The 13,478-nt window shown below is 72.2% G+C and carries 17 protein-coding genes; 2 read left to right on the forward strand and 15 right to left on the reverse strand.

The features are described from left to right. Positions 1-363: 363 nt before the first annotated feature. The 8 genes from AB0C99_RS34655 to AB0C99_RS34690 all read right to left on the reverse strand — a co-directional run bounded on the left by AB0C99_RS34655 (position 364) and on the right by AB0C99_RS34690 (position 5,560). Positions 364-816 (reverse strand): hypothetical protein, encoded by a 453-nt coding sequence (locus tag AB0C99_RS34655; protein ID WP_362483668.1) that lies wholly within the window; start codon positions 814-816, stop codon positions 364-366. A 48-nt stretch (positions 817-864) separates the two neighbouring features. Beyond that, complete coding sequence (locus AB0C99_RS34660; protein ID WP_173309176.1) at positions 865-1,113, reverse strand: hypothetical protein; 249 nt, start codon at positions 1,111-1,113, stop codon at positions 865-867. Positions 1,114-1,284: 171 nt separating this feature from the next. After that, a complete protein-coding gene (locus AB0C99_RS34665; RefSeq protein WP_362483670.1) occupies positions 1,285-1,620 on the reverse strand; it encodes a hypothetical protein in 336 nt (111 codons plus the stop codon). A gap of 124 nt (positions 1,621-1,744) precedes the next feature. Continuing rightward, positions 1,745-1,957, reverse strand: a complete 213-nt coding sequence (locus AB0C99_RS34670) for a hypothetical protein (protein WP_362483672.1) — start codon at positions 1,955-1,957, stop codon at positions 1,745-1,747. A gap of 17 nt (positions 1,958-1,974) precedes the next feature. Next, positions 1,975-2,448, reverse strand: coding sequence for a hypothetical protein (locus tag AB0C99_RS34675; RefSeq protein WP_362483674.1), 474 nt, complete (start codon positions 2,446-2,448; stop codon positions 1,975-1,977). Beyond that, the gene (locus AB0C99_RS34680) at positions 2,445-4,664 is read right to left on the reverse strand and encodes a type IV secretory system conjugative DNA transfer family protein (protein ID WP_362483676.1); all 2,220 of its coding nucleotides are present in this window, start codon (positions 4,662-4,664) and stop codon (positions 2,445-2,447) included. Before AB0C99_RS34680 ends, AB0C99_RS34675 begins: the two co-directional genes overlap by 4 nt. Before the next feature lie 15 nt (positions 4,665-4,679). Next, positions 4,680-5,072, reverse strand: coding sequence for a hypothetical protein (locus tag AB0C99_RS34685; RefSeq protein ID WP_012477055.1), 393 nt, complete (start codon positions 5,070-5,072; stop codon positions 4,680-4,682). Between the two features lie 17 nt (positions 5,073-5,089). Next, positions 5,090-5,560, reverse strand: a complete 471-nt coding sequence (locus AB0C99_RS34690; RefSeq protein WP_362483678.1) for a hypothetical protein — start codon at positions 5,558-5,560, stop codon at positions 5,090-5,092. 52 nt (positions 5,561-5,612) lie between these two features. Here AB0C99_RS34690 and AB0C99_RS34695 point away from each other — a divergent pair, with 52 nt between their 5' ends. After that, positions 5,613-5,966 (forward strand): hypothetical protein, encoded by a 354-nt coding sequence (locus AB0C99_RS34695; protein ID WP_362483680.1) that lies wholly within the window; start codon positions 5,613-5,615, stop codon positions 5,964-5,966. Positions 5,967-6,349: 383 nt separating this feature from the next. On the opposite strand, the gene AB0C99_RS34700 is transcribed toward AB0C99_RS34695, so the two are convergent. The 7 genes from AB0C99_RS34700 to AB0C99_RS34730 all read right to left on the reverse strand — a co-directional run bounded on the left by AB0C99_RS34700 (position 6,350) and on the right by AB0C99_RS34730 (position 12,115). Beyond that, positions 6,350-6,568: a hypothetical protein gene (locus tag AB0C99_RS34700; protein WP_012477053.1), complete on the reverse strand. Its 219-nt coding sequence runs from the start codon at positions 6,566-6,568 to the stop codon at positions 6,350-6,352. A 1-nt stretch (position 6,569) separates the two neighbouring features. Beyond that, positions 6,570-7,217: a hypothetical protein gene (locus tag AB0C99_RS34705; RefSeq protein ID WP_362483682.1), complete on the reverse strand. Its 648-nt coding sequence runs from the start codon at positions 7,215-7,217 to the stop codon at positions 6,570-6,572. A 167-nt stretch (positions 7,218-7,384) separates the two neighbouring features. After that, positions 7,385-9,202: a DUF2637 domain-containing protein gene (locus AB0C99_RS34710; RefSeq protein WP_362483684.1), complete on the reverse strand. Its 1,818-nt coding sequence runs from the start codon at positions 9,200-9,202 to the stop codon at positions 7,385-7,387. Between the two features lie 405 nt (positions 9,203-9,607). Then, positions 9,608-9,937 carry a hypothetical protein gene (locus tag AB0C99_RS34715; RefSeq protein ID WP_012477050.1) on the reverse strand — a complete coding sequence of 110 codons (330 nt, stop codon included), beginning with the start codon at positions 9,935-9,937 and terminating at the stop codon, positions 9,608-9,610. A gap of 291 nt (positions 9,938-10,228) precedes the next feature. Next, positions 10,229-10,495, reverse strand: coding sequence for a WhiB family transcriptional regulator (locus AB0C99_RS34720; protein ID WP_362483685.1), 267 nt, complete (start codon positions 10,493-10,495; stop codon positions 10,229-10,231). Between the two features lie 238 nt (positions 10,496-10,733). Then, a complete protein-coding gene (locus tag AB0C99_RS34725) occupies positions 10,734-11,150 on the reverse strand; it encodes a hypothetical protein (protein ID WP_362483687.1) in 417 nt (138 codons plus the stop codon). 107 nt (positions 11,151-11,257) lie between these two features. Continuing rightward, a complete protein-coding gene (locus tag AB0C99_RS34730) occupies positions 11,258-12,115 on the reverse strand; it encodes a hypothetical protein (RefSeq protein ID WP_362483689.1) in 858 nt (285 codons plus the stop codon). Positions 12,116-12,627: 512 nt separating this feature from the next. Between AB0C99_RS34730 and AB0C99_RS34735 the strand changes: the two genes are divergently transcribed. After that, the gene (locus AB0C99_RS34735; RefSeq protein WP_362483691.1) at positions 12,628-13,437 is read left to right on the forward strand and encodes a GntR family transcriptional regulator; all 810 of its coding nucleotides are present in this window, start codon (positions 12,628-12,630) and stop codon (positions 13,435-13,437) included. Positions 13,438-13,478: the final 41 nt, after the last annotated feature.

Consider the following 13,478-nt stretch of genomic DNA (forward strand, 5'->3'; position numbering starts at 1 on the left):
GAAGGAGACCAGACGATGACGACCACCCACCCGCGGGCCGGGCAGCGGCACCGCTCGGGCCGATCAAACGTGAAGGCCGGCCCGAGCTGGCCGCACGGATCATCCGTGCGGCGCGCTTCTGTGTGAAGCCGGACCGGACGTCACCGGCTCCAGGCGCCGGGGAGCCGGGCGGGGTGCCGCGGGTAGCGGGGGCCGGGGCGCTGCGGACGGGGCCGTCCGATCCGGCGGCGCGGGCGGGGGATGAGCACGGGTGTCCTCCAACGGGATGGGTGGCGGGCGGGTGGCCGGTCGGCCTGCCCGGTCACCGGGACCAGCCGCCCCAGGGCGGGACGGTGGTGCCGGTGGCCGGACGGGGTGACCGGATCAGCCGGTGGCCGCGAGGGCGGCGGTGCGGGCGCGGTGGACGTCGTGGCGGCGGGTCCGGGTACCGCTGTGCGAGGTGCACAGGGCGCCGGGCCGGGAGTCGCAGGCCGGGCAGGCGACGGCGAGCGCGGGGTTGTTCAGGGCGGGCGCCTGCTCCGGGGTGAGGTCCTGCGCACCGGGGTCGTCGGCCTGGGGCGCGGTCTCGTCGGGGTACTGGGCGACGAGCTGGTCCAGGAGCTGGCGGATGCGGTCGGCGTTGTCGCGGATCCACCCGGGGACGAGGTGCTGGCCGTGGCCGGCGGTGTAGAAGGCGGCGGTGTCGTGGGGATCGGCGGCGAGCGCCTCCTCCAGGTGCGCGGCGGCCGTGACCATCTCGTTGATGGCCGGGGCCTCGCAGCGGGCGGTCAGGGCGTTGTGCGCGCAGCGGTCGATCGGGGCCGGGGCGGCGTTCATGGTCCTGTCTCCTTCGAAGGGGGAGGGGTGGTCGGGCGGAGCAGGCGGTCAGCGGGGGAGCGGGGCGGAGCCGCTCGTGGCCGGGGGCGCGGCGATGGTGAACTGTCCGTCGCCGGTCAGGGCGTCGCTCAGGCGGGTGGACAGCTCGGTGTCCTCGCCCTGAAGGATCTGCAGGGCCTGGGTGATGCGGTACTCGGCGGCCAGGCGGCCGCGCTCCTGGCTGGCGGCGCGGTCGTGGAGCTCCTGGACGTGGGTGTGGAGCTCGCGGTAGGTGCGGGTGCGGATCAGACGGAGCATCGGGTTCTCCCGGACGGGTCGGCAGAGCGGGAAGTGCTGCGCCCCGCCGACCGGGAGGGTCTGCGGGGCGCGGGCGGTGGCCGGTCGGCCTGTCCGATCACCGGGACCGGCCGCTCCCGGGGTGCGGGGCGGGCCGGTGCCGGTGGCCAGGCGGGACGGTCGGCGCCGGTGTCAGAGGGCGGCGGTGACGACGAGAGCGATGAGGGCGGCGGACCCGCCGATCAGGAGGGCGGAGCCGGTGCTGGCCCACCAGTAGTGGCCCATCGTCTTCTCGTCGCGGAGGTCGCTGAGGCCGTCGGCGATGCGGGCGTGGAGCCGGGCGAGCGGGGACAGGGCGGCGTACCAGCGGCCCAGGCGGTCTATCTCGCCGGCGAGCTCGTCGTCGGGGAAGTGGCCGCCGTGGACGGCCTGGCGGTGGGCGTTGCCTTCGGCGTCCAGGTCGTCGGGGTCGAGGACGACGGGGCTGGTGGTGCGGCAGATGGTGCAGCGGTAGCGGTAGCGGCGCACGGTGGTGGGTCTCCCGAGAGGGTGATGGTTTCGGGCAGGGAACGGCGACGCCCCGCCCGGAAGGGATCCGGGCGGGGCGTGCGAGCGGGGTGCGGGTGTCTCCGCGTCAGGGCGGAGGGAACGGTCAGGAGTTGATCTGCCTGCGGACGTCGTGGACACGGCGGAGGATCTCGTGCGCCATGTCGGCGATCGCCTGGAGCTGCCCGTCGATCTCGGCCGGGTCCGAGCCGGTGAACGAGAACGACCGGCCGTCGTCTCGGCCCGACTCGGGGTTGGTGAACGAGAACGACCGGCCGTCGTCTCGGTCCGACTCGGGGTTGGTGAACGAGAACGACACGGGCGGCTCCTCCAGCGTCAGATGTTCATGTGGTGGGCGCGCCGGATGGCGGCCTCCCACACGCTACGCACCTGCGCTCCGCTGTGGGAGTCGTTCCAGGCCGGGATCGCCTCCCACTTCTTGCCGTGCTGGCGGCGGGCCTCGTCCAACAGGAGGTTCCCGGCGTCGCGGTAGGCGGCGTTGCGGGAGCCGGCCGCGGCGCGCAGGGCGCCGATGGAGCAGCGGGCGCCCTCGGTGTTGATGAGGCTGTACCGGGTCCAGCCGTGGGTGTCGAGGAACGCGAGCGCGTCGGTCAGGGTCCTCTCGACCGGGCCGGTCAGGCGTACCGGCTGGACGGCGATGAGAGGAGCCTGCGCGGGCGCCGTGAGGGCCGCAGGGGCGACGGGGGCGGCGGGTTCCGGGGTGGGGTCGGGGTCGAGGAGCCGGAACGCGGCCGCGTACAGGTCCTGGTCGACGGGGGTGAAGTCGGTCGTCTGGGTTCGGGTGTTCATGCTGCCCTCCACAGGCCGTTCTCGTTGGTGATCTCGCCCCTCTTCTTCAGCTCGGACAGCCGCGGCTTGATGTTCTTCGCGGGGATCTCGAGCTTCCGGGCGATGGTCTCGGCGGTCATCGGGATGGAGTGCTCCTGCAGGAGCTCGAGGATGCGCGGCTTGATCAGCTCCTGTCCGTCGGACGCAGCCGGCGCCCCACCCGGCCGGGCGGGCCCGGGGACGGCGTGAAGGCCGGCGGGGTTGGGGTAGGCCGCCGACTCCTGCGAGGAGGGGGCGCCTTCGGCCGCGGCGAGAAGGTCGGCGAGGCTGCCGATCAGGTTCTTGCCGCGCTTGTCGACCATCGGCGTCTGGGCGACCGCGTCGCGCTCGCGCCAGGCGTCGCAGTCCTCGATCCCGACCGGCCGCTCGCCTCCGGCGAGGGAGACGGGCGGCACGTCCAGGTGCAGGGAGCGGAACTGCACGGCCTGGCTGCCGGGGGTGAGGAGGTAGCCCAGGCCGAAGGTGCCGTCCTCGGGGGCGGCGGCGGCCTCGGTGGCCAGGCCGGACATGTCGCGGTCGGCGACCTTGGCGTACTGGCCCGGCCACTGCGAGGGGATCATCGACAGGTCGATGCCCTCCGCGCCCTCCACCGCGTTCGCCCCGACCAGCGAGCCCTGGCCCTTGGCGCAGCGCAGGAACACCGCGCCGCCGCCGATCAGGAGCTGGGAGCGGATGACGGTGCTGTTGCCGAGGTCTTCGGCAAGCGGGGTCTGGGTGGCCAGGACCACGCCGATGCCCCGCTTGAGGGACCGGCGGGTGAGCTGCTCGACGATCGCCTTCGCCTCCAGGTGGTACGGGGAGGAGGCCGACAGCAGCATGTGCGCTTCGTCGATGACGACCAGGATCAGCGGGTCGGTGAAGGGGAAGGCGGGGGAGCGGTAGCGGGCCTCGCGGTCGAGCATCATCGCGTAGGCCAGGCGCAGCGCGCCCATCGCCTCGTCCAGGCCGTCCCCGAGGTACGCGGACAGCGAGGCGCCGGCGATGGTCCCGGCCTGCGGGGAGGCCAGGATCACCGCGATGCCGGAGCGGTGGGCGGAGAGCAGGATCTGCTCCAGTAGCCCCGACTTGCCCGACCGCGACCCGCCCACCAGGTAGAGGTGGCGGGCACCGGAGCCGGGCTGCGCCAGCGGCAGGAGCGCGGCCCGGCCATCGACGTAGGTGCCCGCGCGGACGTAGCCGCGCGAGTCCATCGACAGCTCATCCAGGACCGAGGAGAGCATCGTGCCGTGCATCAGCGCGTGCTCCCGCATCACCCGGATCCCCATCTGCGACGGCTTGTCGCCGGGGGCCAGGGCGATCTGGATCGTCTCCAGGTCGAGGTTGCCCGCGAGGTCCTGGAGGTTGACGGTCCCGATCGCCCGGCGGTCGCGGGTCGCAATGCCCTCCCAGTCCAGCGGCCCGTCGTAGCGGGTCACCGTCAGGGTGGTGCCGGGCATCGCGCCCTCCGGCACACCGACGTACGCCGCCCACAGCTCCTCGGGAGTCGTGGGGGCACCGGCCGCGATCTGCGGCTGCTCCGCCGGCACCTTCAGGTGCACGGTGACCGGCAGCGCATTCGGCGCGTAGTGCTTGGGGTCGCCCAGCTCTACCTGGGAGACGGGGATCTGGTAGACGGAGGCGATGTCGGCGGCCTTCACTCGCACCTGCTGGCCCTGGGGCAGGGTGATGATCCCGGTGAACGCCACGTGGTCGCTGTCGATCTCGAGGCCGAGGTGCTCCAGGTTGGCCCCGGCCTGGATGAGGACACGGCCCTCGGTCTGGGTGGGACCGGAGATGTACTCGCGCCACCAGGCGCTGATGAGCTGGGCCTGCGACGTCTGCCCGGTGGCCGTCCCCGCGCCCGTGGTCGAGGGCGCGGGCGTGAGCTCGGCGGCGGGGATGTGGGCGGCGAGGTTGCGGTGGTGGGCCAGGGCGGCGGCCCCGGCCGGGACCGCGAGCCCGAGGGCAATCAGCGGGTTCATGCCGCTGGCGAGCACCTCGTGGGCGGCGATGCCGCAGCCGGTGGTCGTGAGCCCGCACGCGATCAGGGATCGCAGAACGGGAGCGGAGACGCCAACGGCCCACGCTCCCGCTCCGGCCGCGGCGGCGGCGAGGGCGGACCAGGGGCCGGCGCCGAGAGGCACCACCGCGAGTGCGGCGGGCGCGTACTGAACGAACTGAGCTCGGGTCGGCCCCATGATCCTTCGGTCTCCTTAACTCTGGGCGTAGAAGCCGGCTTCGGCCATGTCGACGGGGGAGGTGGCGACGGCGTCGGCGATGCCGCCGTGGTCGTTCTCGGTGGTGGTCTTCGCGTCGTCGGCGGCCGCGGAGGCGCTGTCGGCGGCGGAGGTGTAGGCGCCGGCCGCGTCCTTGACGCCGGTCATGGTCAGCGCGGCGTCGGCGAACTCGGAGGTCGTGGCGTCGTCGACGGCCAGCGCCTTCATCGTCTCGGAGGCGTCCAGCATCTGTTCGGCGGCGTCGTCGACGTCGGCGGCGAGCTTGGTGACGGTCTGGGCGTGCGCGTGGACCTTGTGGGTGAGCCAGGCCAGCTTGGTGCGCAGGGCCGCGTAGTTCGCGGCGTCCTTCAGGGTCTCGGTGGCGCTCATGCGGGGCTGCTCCTCTTCTATCGGGCGTTGTAGAAGTCGCGCTCGGCGGGCTTGGTCAGGGGGCTGTCGGCGACGGCCCGGAAGATCCCTCCGTGCCGGGCCTCGGCATTCGCGGACGCGGTGCGGCACGCCTCCTCGCCGCCCTGGATCTTGTCGTGAACGTCCTTGGCGGCGGCGGCCTGGAGGTCGAGCTGCTCCTTGAGGAACTCGCACTTGGCGATGAGGTTCGCGCCGACGCCCTTGGCGGTGATGTCGGCGATGAGCGTGTCGCAGTCGGTGGCCAGCTCCGTGGCCTCGTCCATGAGCTCCAGGGCGGTGTCGGTGCTGGCCTGGCACAAGGTGGCCGAGCCGTCGGCGAGGTCGATGACCTGGGTGAGGGTCATGACCTCACCGCCGCTGTAGGTACGGGTCTTGCCCGAGGCGGTCGTGACGTGGATGCCCTTGTCGTCGACGGTCGCGGAGTGCGGGGTGGGCGGGTTGGGCTGCATCGCGGGGTCCTTCCGGATGTGGTCGGGCAGCTTGACGGTGCGGGGCCGCGGGATGGTGCCGGCCGGGGGAACCGCGGACCCCGGCGGCACCGTCACCGGCGGGGTCGTCGAGGACGAGCTCCCCGACGGCGGGGTCGTCGAGGACGAGGACCCTGCCGGCGGAGTTGCCGAGGAGGACGTCCCCGTCGGTGGAGTCGTCGAGGACGAGGACCCTGCCGGCGGGGTCGTCGAGGACGAGGACCCTGCCGGCGGAGTTGCCGAGGAGGACGTCCCCGTCGGTGGAGTCGTCGAGGACGAGGACCCAGTCGGCGGCGTCGCCGAGGACGAGCTCCCCGACGGCGGAGTGGCCGTAGAAGGCTTTCCCGAAGTGGAAACGGAAGGCTTCCCGGTCGGCTTCTTGAGGTAGGCCGAGCGCCATCCGTCGCGCAGGCCACCGGCCATATGAGCGCCCGCCAGAAGCCCGTAATGCGTCTTCGCCGCAATGTTGTACGGCGTGTTTCGGAATGTGTCCGGCGCCCGGGTCGGATTCCATTTCTCTTTTGTTTTAGCGGGGGGTTTCTTGATTCCCGCCTGTTCGTATTTCCCGTGCGTTTTCTCCACGCCGAACACGTAGCTGATGGCGAGGAGCAAGAGGAGTTCCATAGCCCTCCCTTCTGTGACTCTGTGTGGTTGGGGTCGGTTACCGGTTACCGGTTACAGGCCCCTGAGACCCCGGTTCGGGTCGCCCGCGGGGCGGTTCCGGGGGTGTTCGGGGGCTGTAACCGGTAACCGGTAACCACGCTCGGTCACTCAGTGCGACGACGAGCCGATGTTGTTGACGGTCGTGTTCGCCGTGTTGAACACGGACTCCAGCGTGGTGCGGATCTGCTCGCTGAACGGCGTGTACGGGAGGAAGATCCCGGAGACGATCAGCATGATGCAGATCGCCATCTGCTTCCCCTTGGTCTTCTTGAAGGTGAAGAAGAGGGCCCAGCAGAACAGGGCGAGGGCGAAGAACTGAAGCGTCATGTCACGCACCCTTCTCGAAGGTGAATCCCTTGTTGCTTACGGGGGTTACCGCGCCCGAACCGGAGGGCACGGAGAGCTTCTTGTAGGCGATGAATCCGCCGCCGCCGACGAGCGCCACCCACAGCCAGGGGCTGGAGGTGATGCCACTGTCGGAGCTGGAGCCGGCGGGCTGCTGGGCCTTGGCGGACGTGCCGCTGAAGACCGGGGCGTTGCACTCGGGGATCCTGGAGACGTCGTAGCTGGACGCCTTGGCGACAGCCGCCGCGCGGCCCTTCATGCACTCGCGGTAGACGGTCATCTCCCGCTCGTACGCGGCCTTGGCGGCGGCCTCCTCGGTCTCGGCCCGCTGCTTGTCGGCCTCCGCCGCGACCAGGGCGTTCGCGGCGTCCTCCTTGGCGCGCGCACGCTCCTGGGCGGCCTGGTCGGCCTGCACGTTGGTGACGGCGATGACCGTGCCGCACACGGCGACGACGGCGATCGTGCCGCACACGGCGAGCGCCGCGGTGTTGCGGCGCATCCCGTCGACCGCGGCGGAGAAACGCGAGGTCGCGGGCTTCTCCGGCTTCTCCGGAGCCTCGGGCGTCGGGGGGTTCGGGGGGGTCTGGGGGTTCATGAGTTTGAACTCCTTGTCCCAGTCGATGCCGGACATGGCTGCTGACTCCTTCTCGGTGTGGTTCGAGCCCGCCCAGGCATGCCGGAAGCGGGGTCTGATCAGGGGAAACGTGCTGTACTGGGGGTGGCTGCTTCCGGCAGTCGCAGCGAGGGCCAGCCCGATTAGCGCGGGCTGGCCCTCACTGGTGTGTGCCGGACGGTGGATCAGGGGCGGTAGCCGCCGGCGAGCAGCTCGGCCGCCTCCTGGCGGTACTCCGAGGCCGTGCCGGGCGAGACTTCGAGATCGCGCTGGATGTCGGAGAGCGGCAGGTTGCCCGCGACGCCGGCCGCCTTCGTGAGGATCAGCCGAGCGACCTTGCGGACCGCCCGCTCGCGCGGGGAGAGCTTCGCGGCGTCCTCGGCTTCGACCGCGCGCCGCTCGATTTCGGCGGCAGCCCGCCGCGTTTCGGCAGCGACCCGCTCGGCTTCGGCGGCCTCCTTCTGGGAGCGCGCGGCGTCGGCGAGAGCGGCCTCCCGAAGGCGGTCCTCCTCGGCCTTCTTGCGGTCGGCTTCGGCAGCGGCCCACCGCGTTTCGGCGGCGGCCTTCTCCGTTTCGGCAGCACGCCGGTCCGCTTCGGCAGCGGCCTCGCGGGCCTCGGCGATGGCCTGGGTCTCGATGGCCTGCGCCTCCGCTGCGGCGACCCGGTCGGCCTCCGCCGCTTCCTTCCGCTTCTGCGCCGCCTGGCGCTCCAGCTCGGCCGCCTCCAGGTCGGCGGCGGCCGCCGCCTTGCGCGCCTGCGCGATCCGCTCCGTCTCGATCGCGCCGGCCTCCGCCGCCGCGACCTTGTCCGCCTCCGCCGCCGCCCTGCGCTGCTCGGCGGCCTGGCGCTCGAGCTCGGCCTTCTCCAGGTCCGCGGCCGCCGCCGCCTTGCGCTCCTCGGCGGCCTGGCGCTCGGCCTCGGCCTCGCGGGCGCGGGCCTCGGCGACCACGGCGTTGTCGAGGGCCTGCAGTTCCAGCTCAGCGGCCCGCTCTGCGGCGCTGACCTGGGCTCGGGCGTGCGCGCGGGCCTGGCCGGTCTGGCCGTCGACCTCCGCCTGGACCAGGTCGACCTCGCCCTTGGCGCGCAGCCGCTCGGCCTCCGCCTTGGCCTTGGCGACCTCGCTGCGGGTCTCCGCCTCCAGGCGCCGGCGCTCGGCCTCCGCCTTGCGCTCCTGGGCTGCCCGCTCCTGGTCGTCGGGCATGGCCAGGGCCTGGGCGACGGTGTAGCCGTGCGGAGCCATCTTCATCGGCAGCAGCTCGTCCTCCGTGGCCTTGCCGAGGTCGCCGTCGTACTTGCGCTTGAGCCACTGCTCGTAGGCGATGAGCTCCTGCTGGCGGCGGATCATCTCCGGGTAGGAGGTGACGTTGTGCAGCCGCATCCGGCGGTAGAACCGCGGGGTTGCGACCGGGGAGAGGAGCCAGCGGTGCAGCGGGATCCGGTCGGTGACCGTTCCCGCTTCCAGCCTGGCCTTCTGGATGATCAGGCGGCGGGCGGCCTCCACGCCGATCACGAACAGCACCGGCATGACGCCGTGGCTGGCGGCCTGCACCGGGTCGGAGGCGATCTGGCCCTGTGAGCTGGCGTTGAACCAGATCGTCGCGCCGGTCATCGCGTGCGCGGCCATCCGCAGGAGCGGCCACGGGGTGCTCTTGCGGATCAGGTACAGGTCGAGCGCGAGGAACGCGATGATCGACGCGTCGACGCCGACCGGGAACCAGGGGGCCAACTCCGGGCTGAATCCCCAGCTCAAGGCGACCTTGGCCAGGGTGCTGTAGGACATCGCGAAGCCGATGACGCCGACCAGCGTTCCGCCGACCGCGGCAACGAGCGACAGCGCGGTCATCAGCCGGTCGCGGGTGGGCTTGATCGTCTTCCGCTTGTCCGGGCTCGAAACGCCCCGGGGCGTCCCCGAAACCTTCTCGGGCGCGTCCGAAGCACGGACCGGCGGGTGCGAAACGGGGGTGTCGGGAGCCGCGGTCTGCGGCATGTCGGTGATCGTCATGAGGGCCTCCGAGAGGGGTCGTTCAGGGCGTGCGCGAAACGGCGGGGACTGCTCCCGAAACGCGGCGAGGCGTTCCCGAAACGGCCCGTGGTGGGGACGGTTGCTTGCGAACCGGACACCGGCTCTACCCGCTCCGCGTGCACGAAAAGGCCGGCGGCCCGAGGGGTGGGCGGGCGGTCTCGCGAAGCGTCATGGGGTGGGCTCGAAACTGGGTGCGGCTCCCGCCAGGCGGGCGCGAAGTCAGCGTCAGCTCTCGGGGAACTGTGCGCCGTGCTGCCGAAGGTCGGCGGTGGTGATGCCGAAGTGGCGGCACCCGGTCGGTCCGGGCTGTCCGGCTCCCCTCGCTCCGCCCGTACCGGCGCGGCCGGGACGGGCGGAGGAGGCAACCGACAGGCGGGAAGAGGGTCACTTGACGCCGACGAAGCGGAAGGCCGCGAAGGCGGTGCCGCGCGGGTCGGCGGTGGCCTGGACGATGCGGTCGGCCTCGTCGACGTCGCCGCGGTTGACGGCGTCGGCCGCCGCACGGGCCGCGTCCCAGTCGATGCCCGCCGCCGGCGTCGCGGTGGCGGCGGGGCGGTGGAGCCGGGCGCGCAGCGTGCGCCAGGCCCGGCGGAGCGGGCGCGGGCGGCGGGCCCGGGTCACCCGGGCGGCGGCGTCGCGGTGCCCGAGCTGGTGGAGGATCTGCTCGGAGTCGTAGTCGGCGGCGGTCCAGCCGTCACGGCGGATGGTGCGCATGGTGCCTCCTGGATGAAGGACGTCGGCCCAAGCCGATGCCCGGGAGAGGGCGTACGAAAGGCCGGCGGCCCGTCAGGCGGGCGGCCGGTCACGGCGCGTGCGGTCAGGCGGGCAGGGATCTTGGTCGAGCTCCCGGCAGGCGGTCACGGCGGCCGGGAGCCCAACAGTCGGCGGAGCGACGCTCGGTGTCAGATCAGCAGACCGGGCACTGCGGGCTCTCGTACCAGCCGCTACACCTGGAGCACTGCCACAGGTGCCGCAGGGGTGCGGACAGGATGGCCAGGAGGGTCTTCATGCCGCCGTCCCCTTTCCGTCGCGGGCGCGGTTGCGGGCGGCGCGACGCTTCATCGCCCGCCGCTCGTCCTCCGACAGCCCGCCCCAGACGCCCTCGTCCTGCCCGGACTCCAGCGCCCACTGCAGGCACGCCTCCATGACCGGGCAGCGGCGGCAGACGGACTTGGCCTCCTCGATCTGCAGCAGGGCCGGGCCGGTGTTGCCGATCGGGAAGAAGAGCTCGGGGTCTTCCTCGCGGCAGACCGCGTTGTGGCGCCAGTCCATCGCGGTCACTTCCCCTGCCGGACGCGGCGCAGGGCCTCGTCCATGTCCGTGTCGGAGTCGCCGTTGTTCCGTGCGATGCTGTCCTGCATCAGGTCCTCCACGTAGGTCCTGGACAGCCTCGGGGGCCCAATCCCCGGGGCTGTCGTCGTGTTGGCGGGTCGTACGACCGGCCGCGACCAGCGGCCATCCCCAGTAGGGGGTGGCCGGTGATCGCGGGCGTCCGTCCGGGGCCGGTGAGTCAGGCGGCGGCGTACTCGGGTCGGCATCCGGAGCGGACCGTCCGGCGCAGGCGGTCGGCGTAGGGGAGAAGGACGTCGACCAGGCGCTCGCGGACGCGGGCGGTGATGGTCGGGTCGGTGGCGAGGATGTCGCGGCCGGCGTCGAGGCGGGCGGTGATCTCGGCGCCGTGCGCGAGGGCGAGCTCGTGGCGGCGGTCGGGCGGGACGGTCAGGACCTCGGCCGCGTACCGGCGCATCTCCCGGGCGGTGCCCGCGGGCTCGTGCATCTCCAGCGGCGTGCCGAAGGCGATGTCGAGGTCGACGTCGAAGTCCGCGGAGAGCGGGACGTCGAGCTCGTCCAGGAGCGCGAGCGTCTCGGCGTCGAACACCTCGCCGCTGCTGGGCCGGTGGGACGTCAGGGTCAGGGTGGCGGGCATCGGAACCTCCAGGGTGCGGTGAGCGGGCAGAGACGGGAGCAGACGGCCCCGGCCTCGGCCCCCGCGCGGTGCGGGAGACGAGGCCGGGGCCGGGGTGGCGGTGTGGGTCAGGCCGCGAAGGCGGGCCTGCGGCAGCGGGCGGTGTACGCGGCGGCGGTCTCGCCCGGGGCCGGGGCGGGCAGCTCGGCCCGGACCTTGGCCACCAGCTTGGTGTGCTCGGACTGGTCGGCCGGGGACAGGGGGCGGCGCCAGACGGTGGCGAGGTGCGTGTAGACGGCGCGGGCGAGGTGCTCCTCGAGGACGTCGCTCGCGGAACGGCCCGGGGCGGCGGCCAGGACGCGCAAGGTGCCGGCGGCCAGGGCGCGGACGGAGCGGTCGTCTCCGGCCTCCTGCGGGGTCATGGCAGGCAGGGCGCCGGCGGGGCCGTCGACGGCCCGACCACGCGTGGTGGGGAGCGCGTCGGCGGGAACCGCACGGGCGGCGTCGGCCTGGCGGGCGGCGGGAACCGCGCGCTCCCACTGCGCTCGCCGGTCGGCGGGGCGCTCCTGAGGCCGGGCGACCTTGAGGGTCTGGACGGTGGCGCGGCGGTGACGGGTCAGGTCGACCGCGAGGCGCTCCTCGCGCGCCCACTCGTTGTACTGGCGGCTCCAGGTCTCCGGGGTGATGTCGACCTCGACGAGCCGGTTGCTGGAGTTGCAGCGGATCGCGGCGTCGACGCCAGCCTTGCCGGTGTGGTGCGGGACCGTCTTGAGCAGGTAGGTGCCGCGGTGAGGGGTGACGGCCACCCAGGTCTTGCAGGCCGGGCAGACCAGCGAGATGCGGCGCTTCTGGGTGGCCTCGACCCGCCGCATGTCGATGTGACCGGGCGACAGGGTCGAGAGGACGATCGGGGCGAGGGGGCTGACGCGGGAGGTACGGGTGCGGCCCCGGCGCTTGGCGGCCTTGGGCATGGCGAGCTCGGGCATGGCGACTCCTCAACAGGAGAAGGGGAGGGGGTTTCGCGGGGGCGGATGCTCTCTCCACCCACCAGGCCCACGAGCCAACGGCCCGCGTCCCGGCGGATAGACAGCGCATCAGCGCTGAGGTCGTGCAGCAGTCCTGCCGGCCGGGGGGTTTGGTCTTGGCTACCGCCTCCGGCCACCTGCCCGACTCCGAAGAGACGAGCTGCGGAACTGCGATGGTGCGTGGTCCGTCCAGCAGGGCTCCGAAACGCGTGGGCACACCGCTGGCTACGCCCTGCATCCGGCTACTCACCGCTTGCTGGGCACTTCGATTAGAACCCTGCTATTGCCATCCGGTCAACCTGTCTAGCTAACTTGTTTTCGACACCCTCTCTGACCTGCTAGTTTCTCAGCATGGTTAAAGAAGATCGAGCCGCCCACGAGTCCCGGCTTTCGAGAAACAACTAGACATGCGATGCTGTGCGCACCGGGTAGCGAGATCCGCTGCCCTCACGATGCGCACGAGAGGGGGAGCAGTGGCCACCAAGCAGAAGGAACCCGGGAAGGTCGAGCGGATCGCATCCGAGATCCGGGAGAAGATCGAGCGGGGCGCACTCGCGCCTGGGTCGCGCCTGCCTGGCGTGCCTCAGCTCCAGCAGGAACACGGCATCGCCTATCAAACTGCGCGCGACATCTATGGCCTGCTCGAGGACGAAGGGCTGGTTTTCTCCCGTCGCGGCAAGGGGACCTATGTCTCGCTGGTGATCGACAAGATCGTGTCGGACCGAACCAACCGGTACCTGCCCGGCTTCCGTGACGCCGGCGGAGCCGTCGGCGCGTACGAAGCGGAGATGCGGGCGAAGGGTTTTGAGCCCAACAACGTCGTGACCATCGCCAAGGACGTACCGCCCAAGAAGGTCGCCGACATCTTTGGGATGCATCACCGGGCGAAGACCGTCAAGCGCGAGCGAGTCATGTCCGTGGCGCTGCCCGGTAACGCCGAGGCTCTGGAGGTCGTCCAGGTGGCGACCTCGTGGTTCCCCCCGGATGTCGTCGACGCCTGTCCGCCGCTCGCAGCCGTCAAGACCGGTGCGGGCGGCAGCAAGTCCCGCATGGCCGAGGCCGGATTCGCGCAGGTCCGCCTTCGGGAGGAGATCGAAGTACGGTCCCCCACCCGGGAAGAAGCGGCAGCCCTCGGCATCGCACCCGAGCAGGCCGTCATGGAGATCACCCACATGGGGCTGACGGCCGAAGGCCGGGTCGTGGAGATCTGCCTGCACGTACTGCCTCGCACCAAGTGGCGCCTGTCCTACGAATGGGCCATAGACACGCCGGGAACCGGCTGACCAGCAAGAGACACCCCATCGTCCGTCCAACCACCAGCAAG

It is taken from the genome of Streptomyces sp. NPDC048659, from assembly GCF_040650575.1.
Taxonomy (GTDB): domain Bacteria; phylum Actinomycetota; class Actinomycetes; order Streptomycetales; family Streptomycetaceae; genus Streptomyces.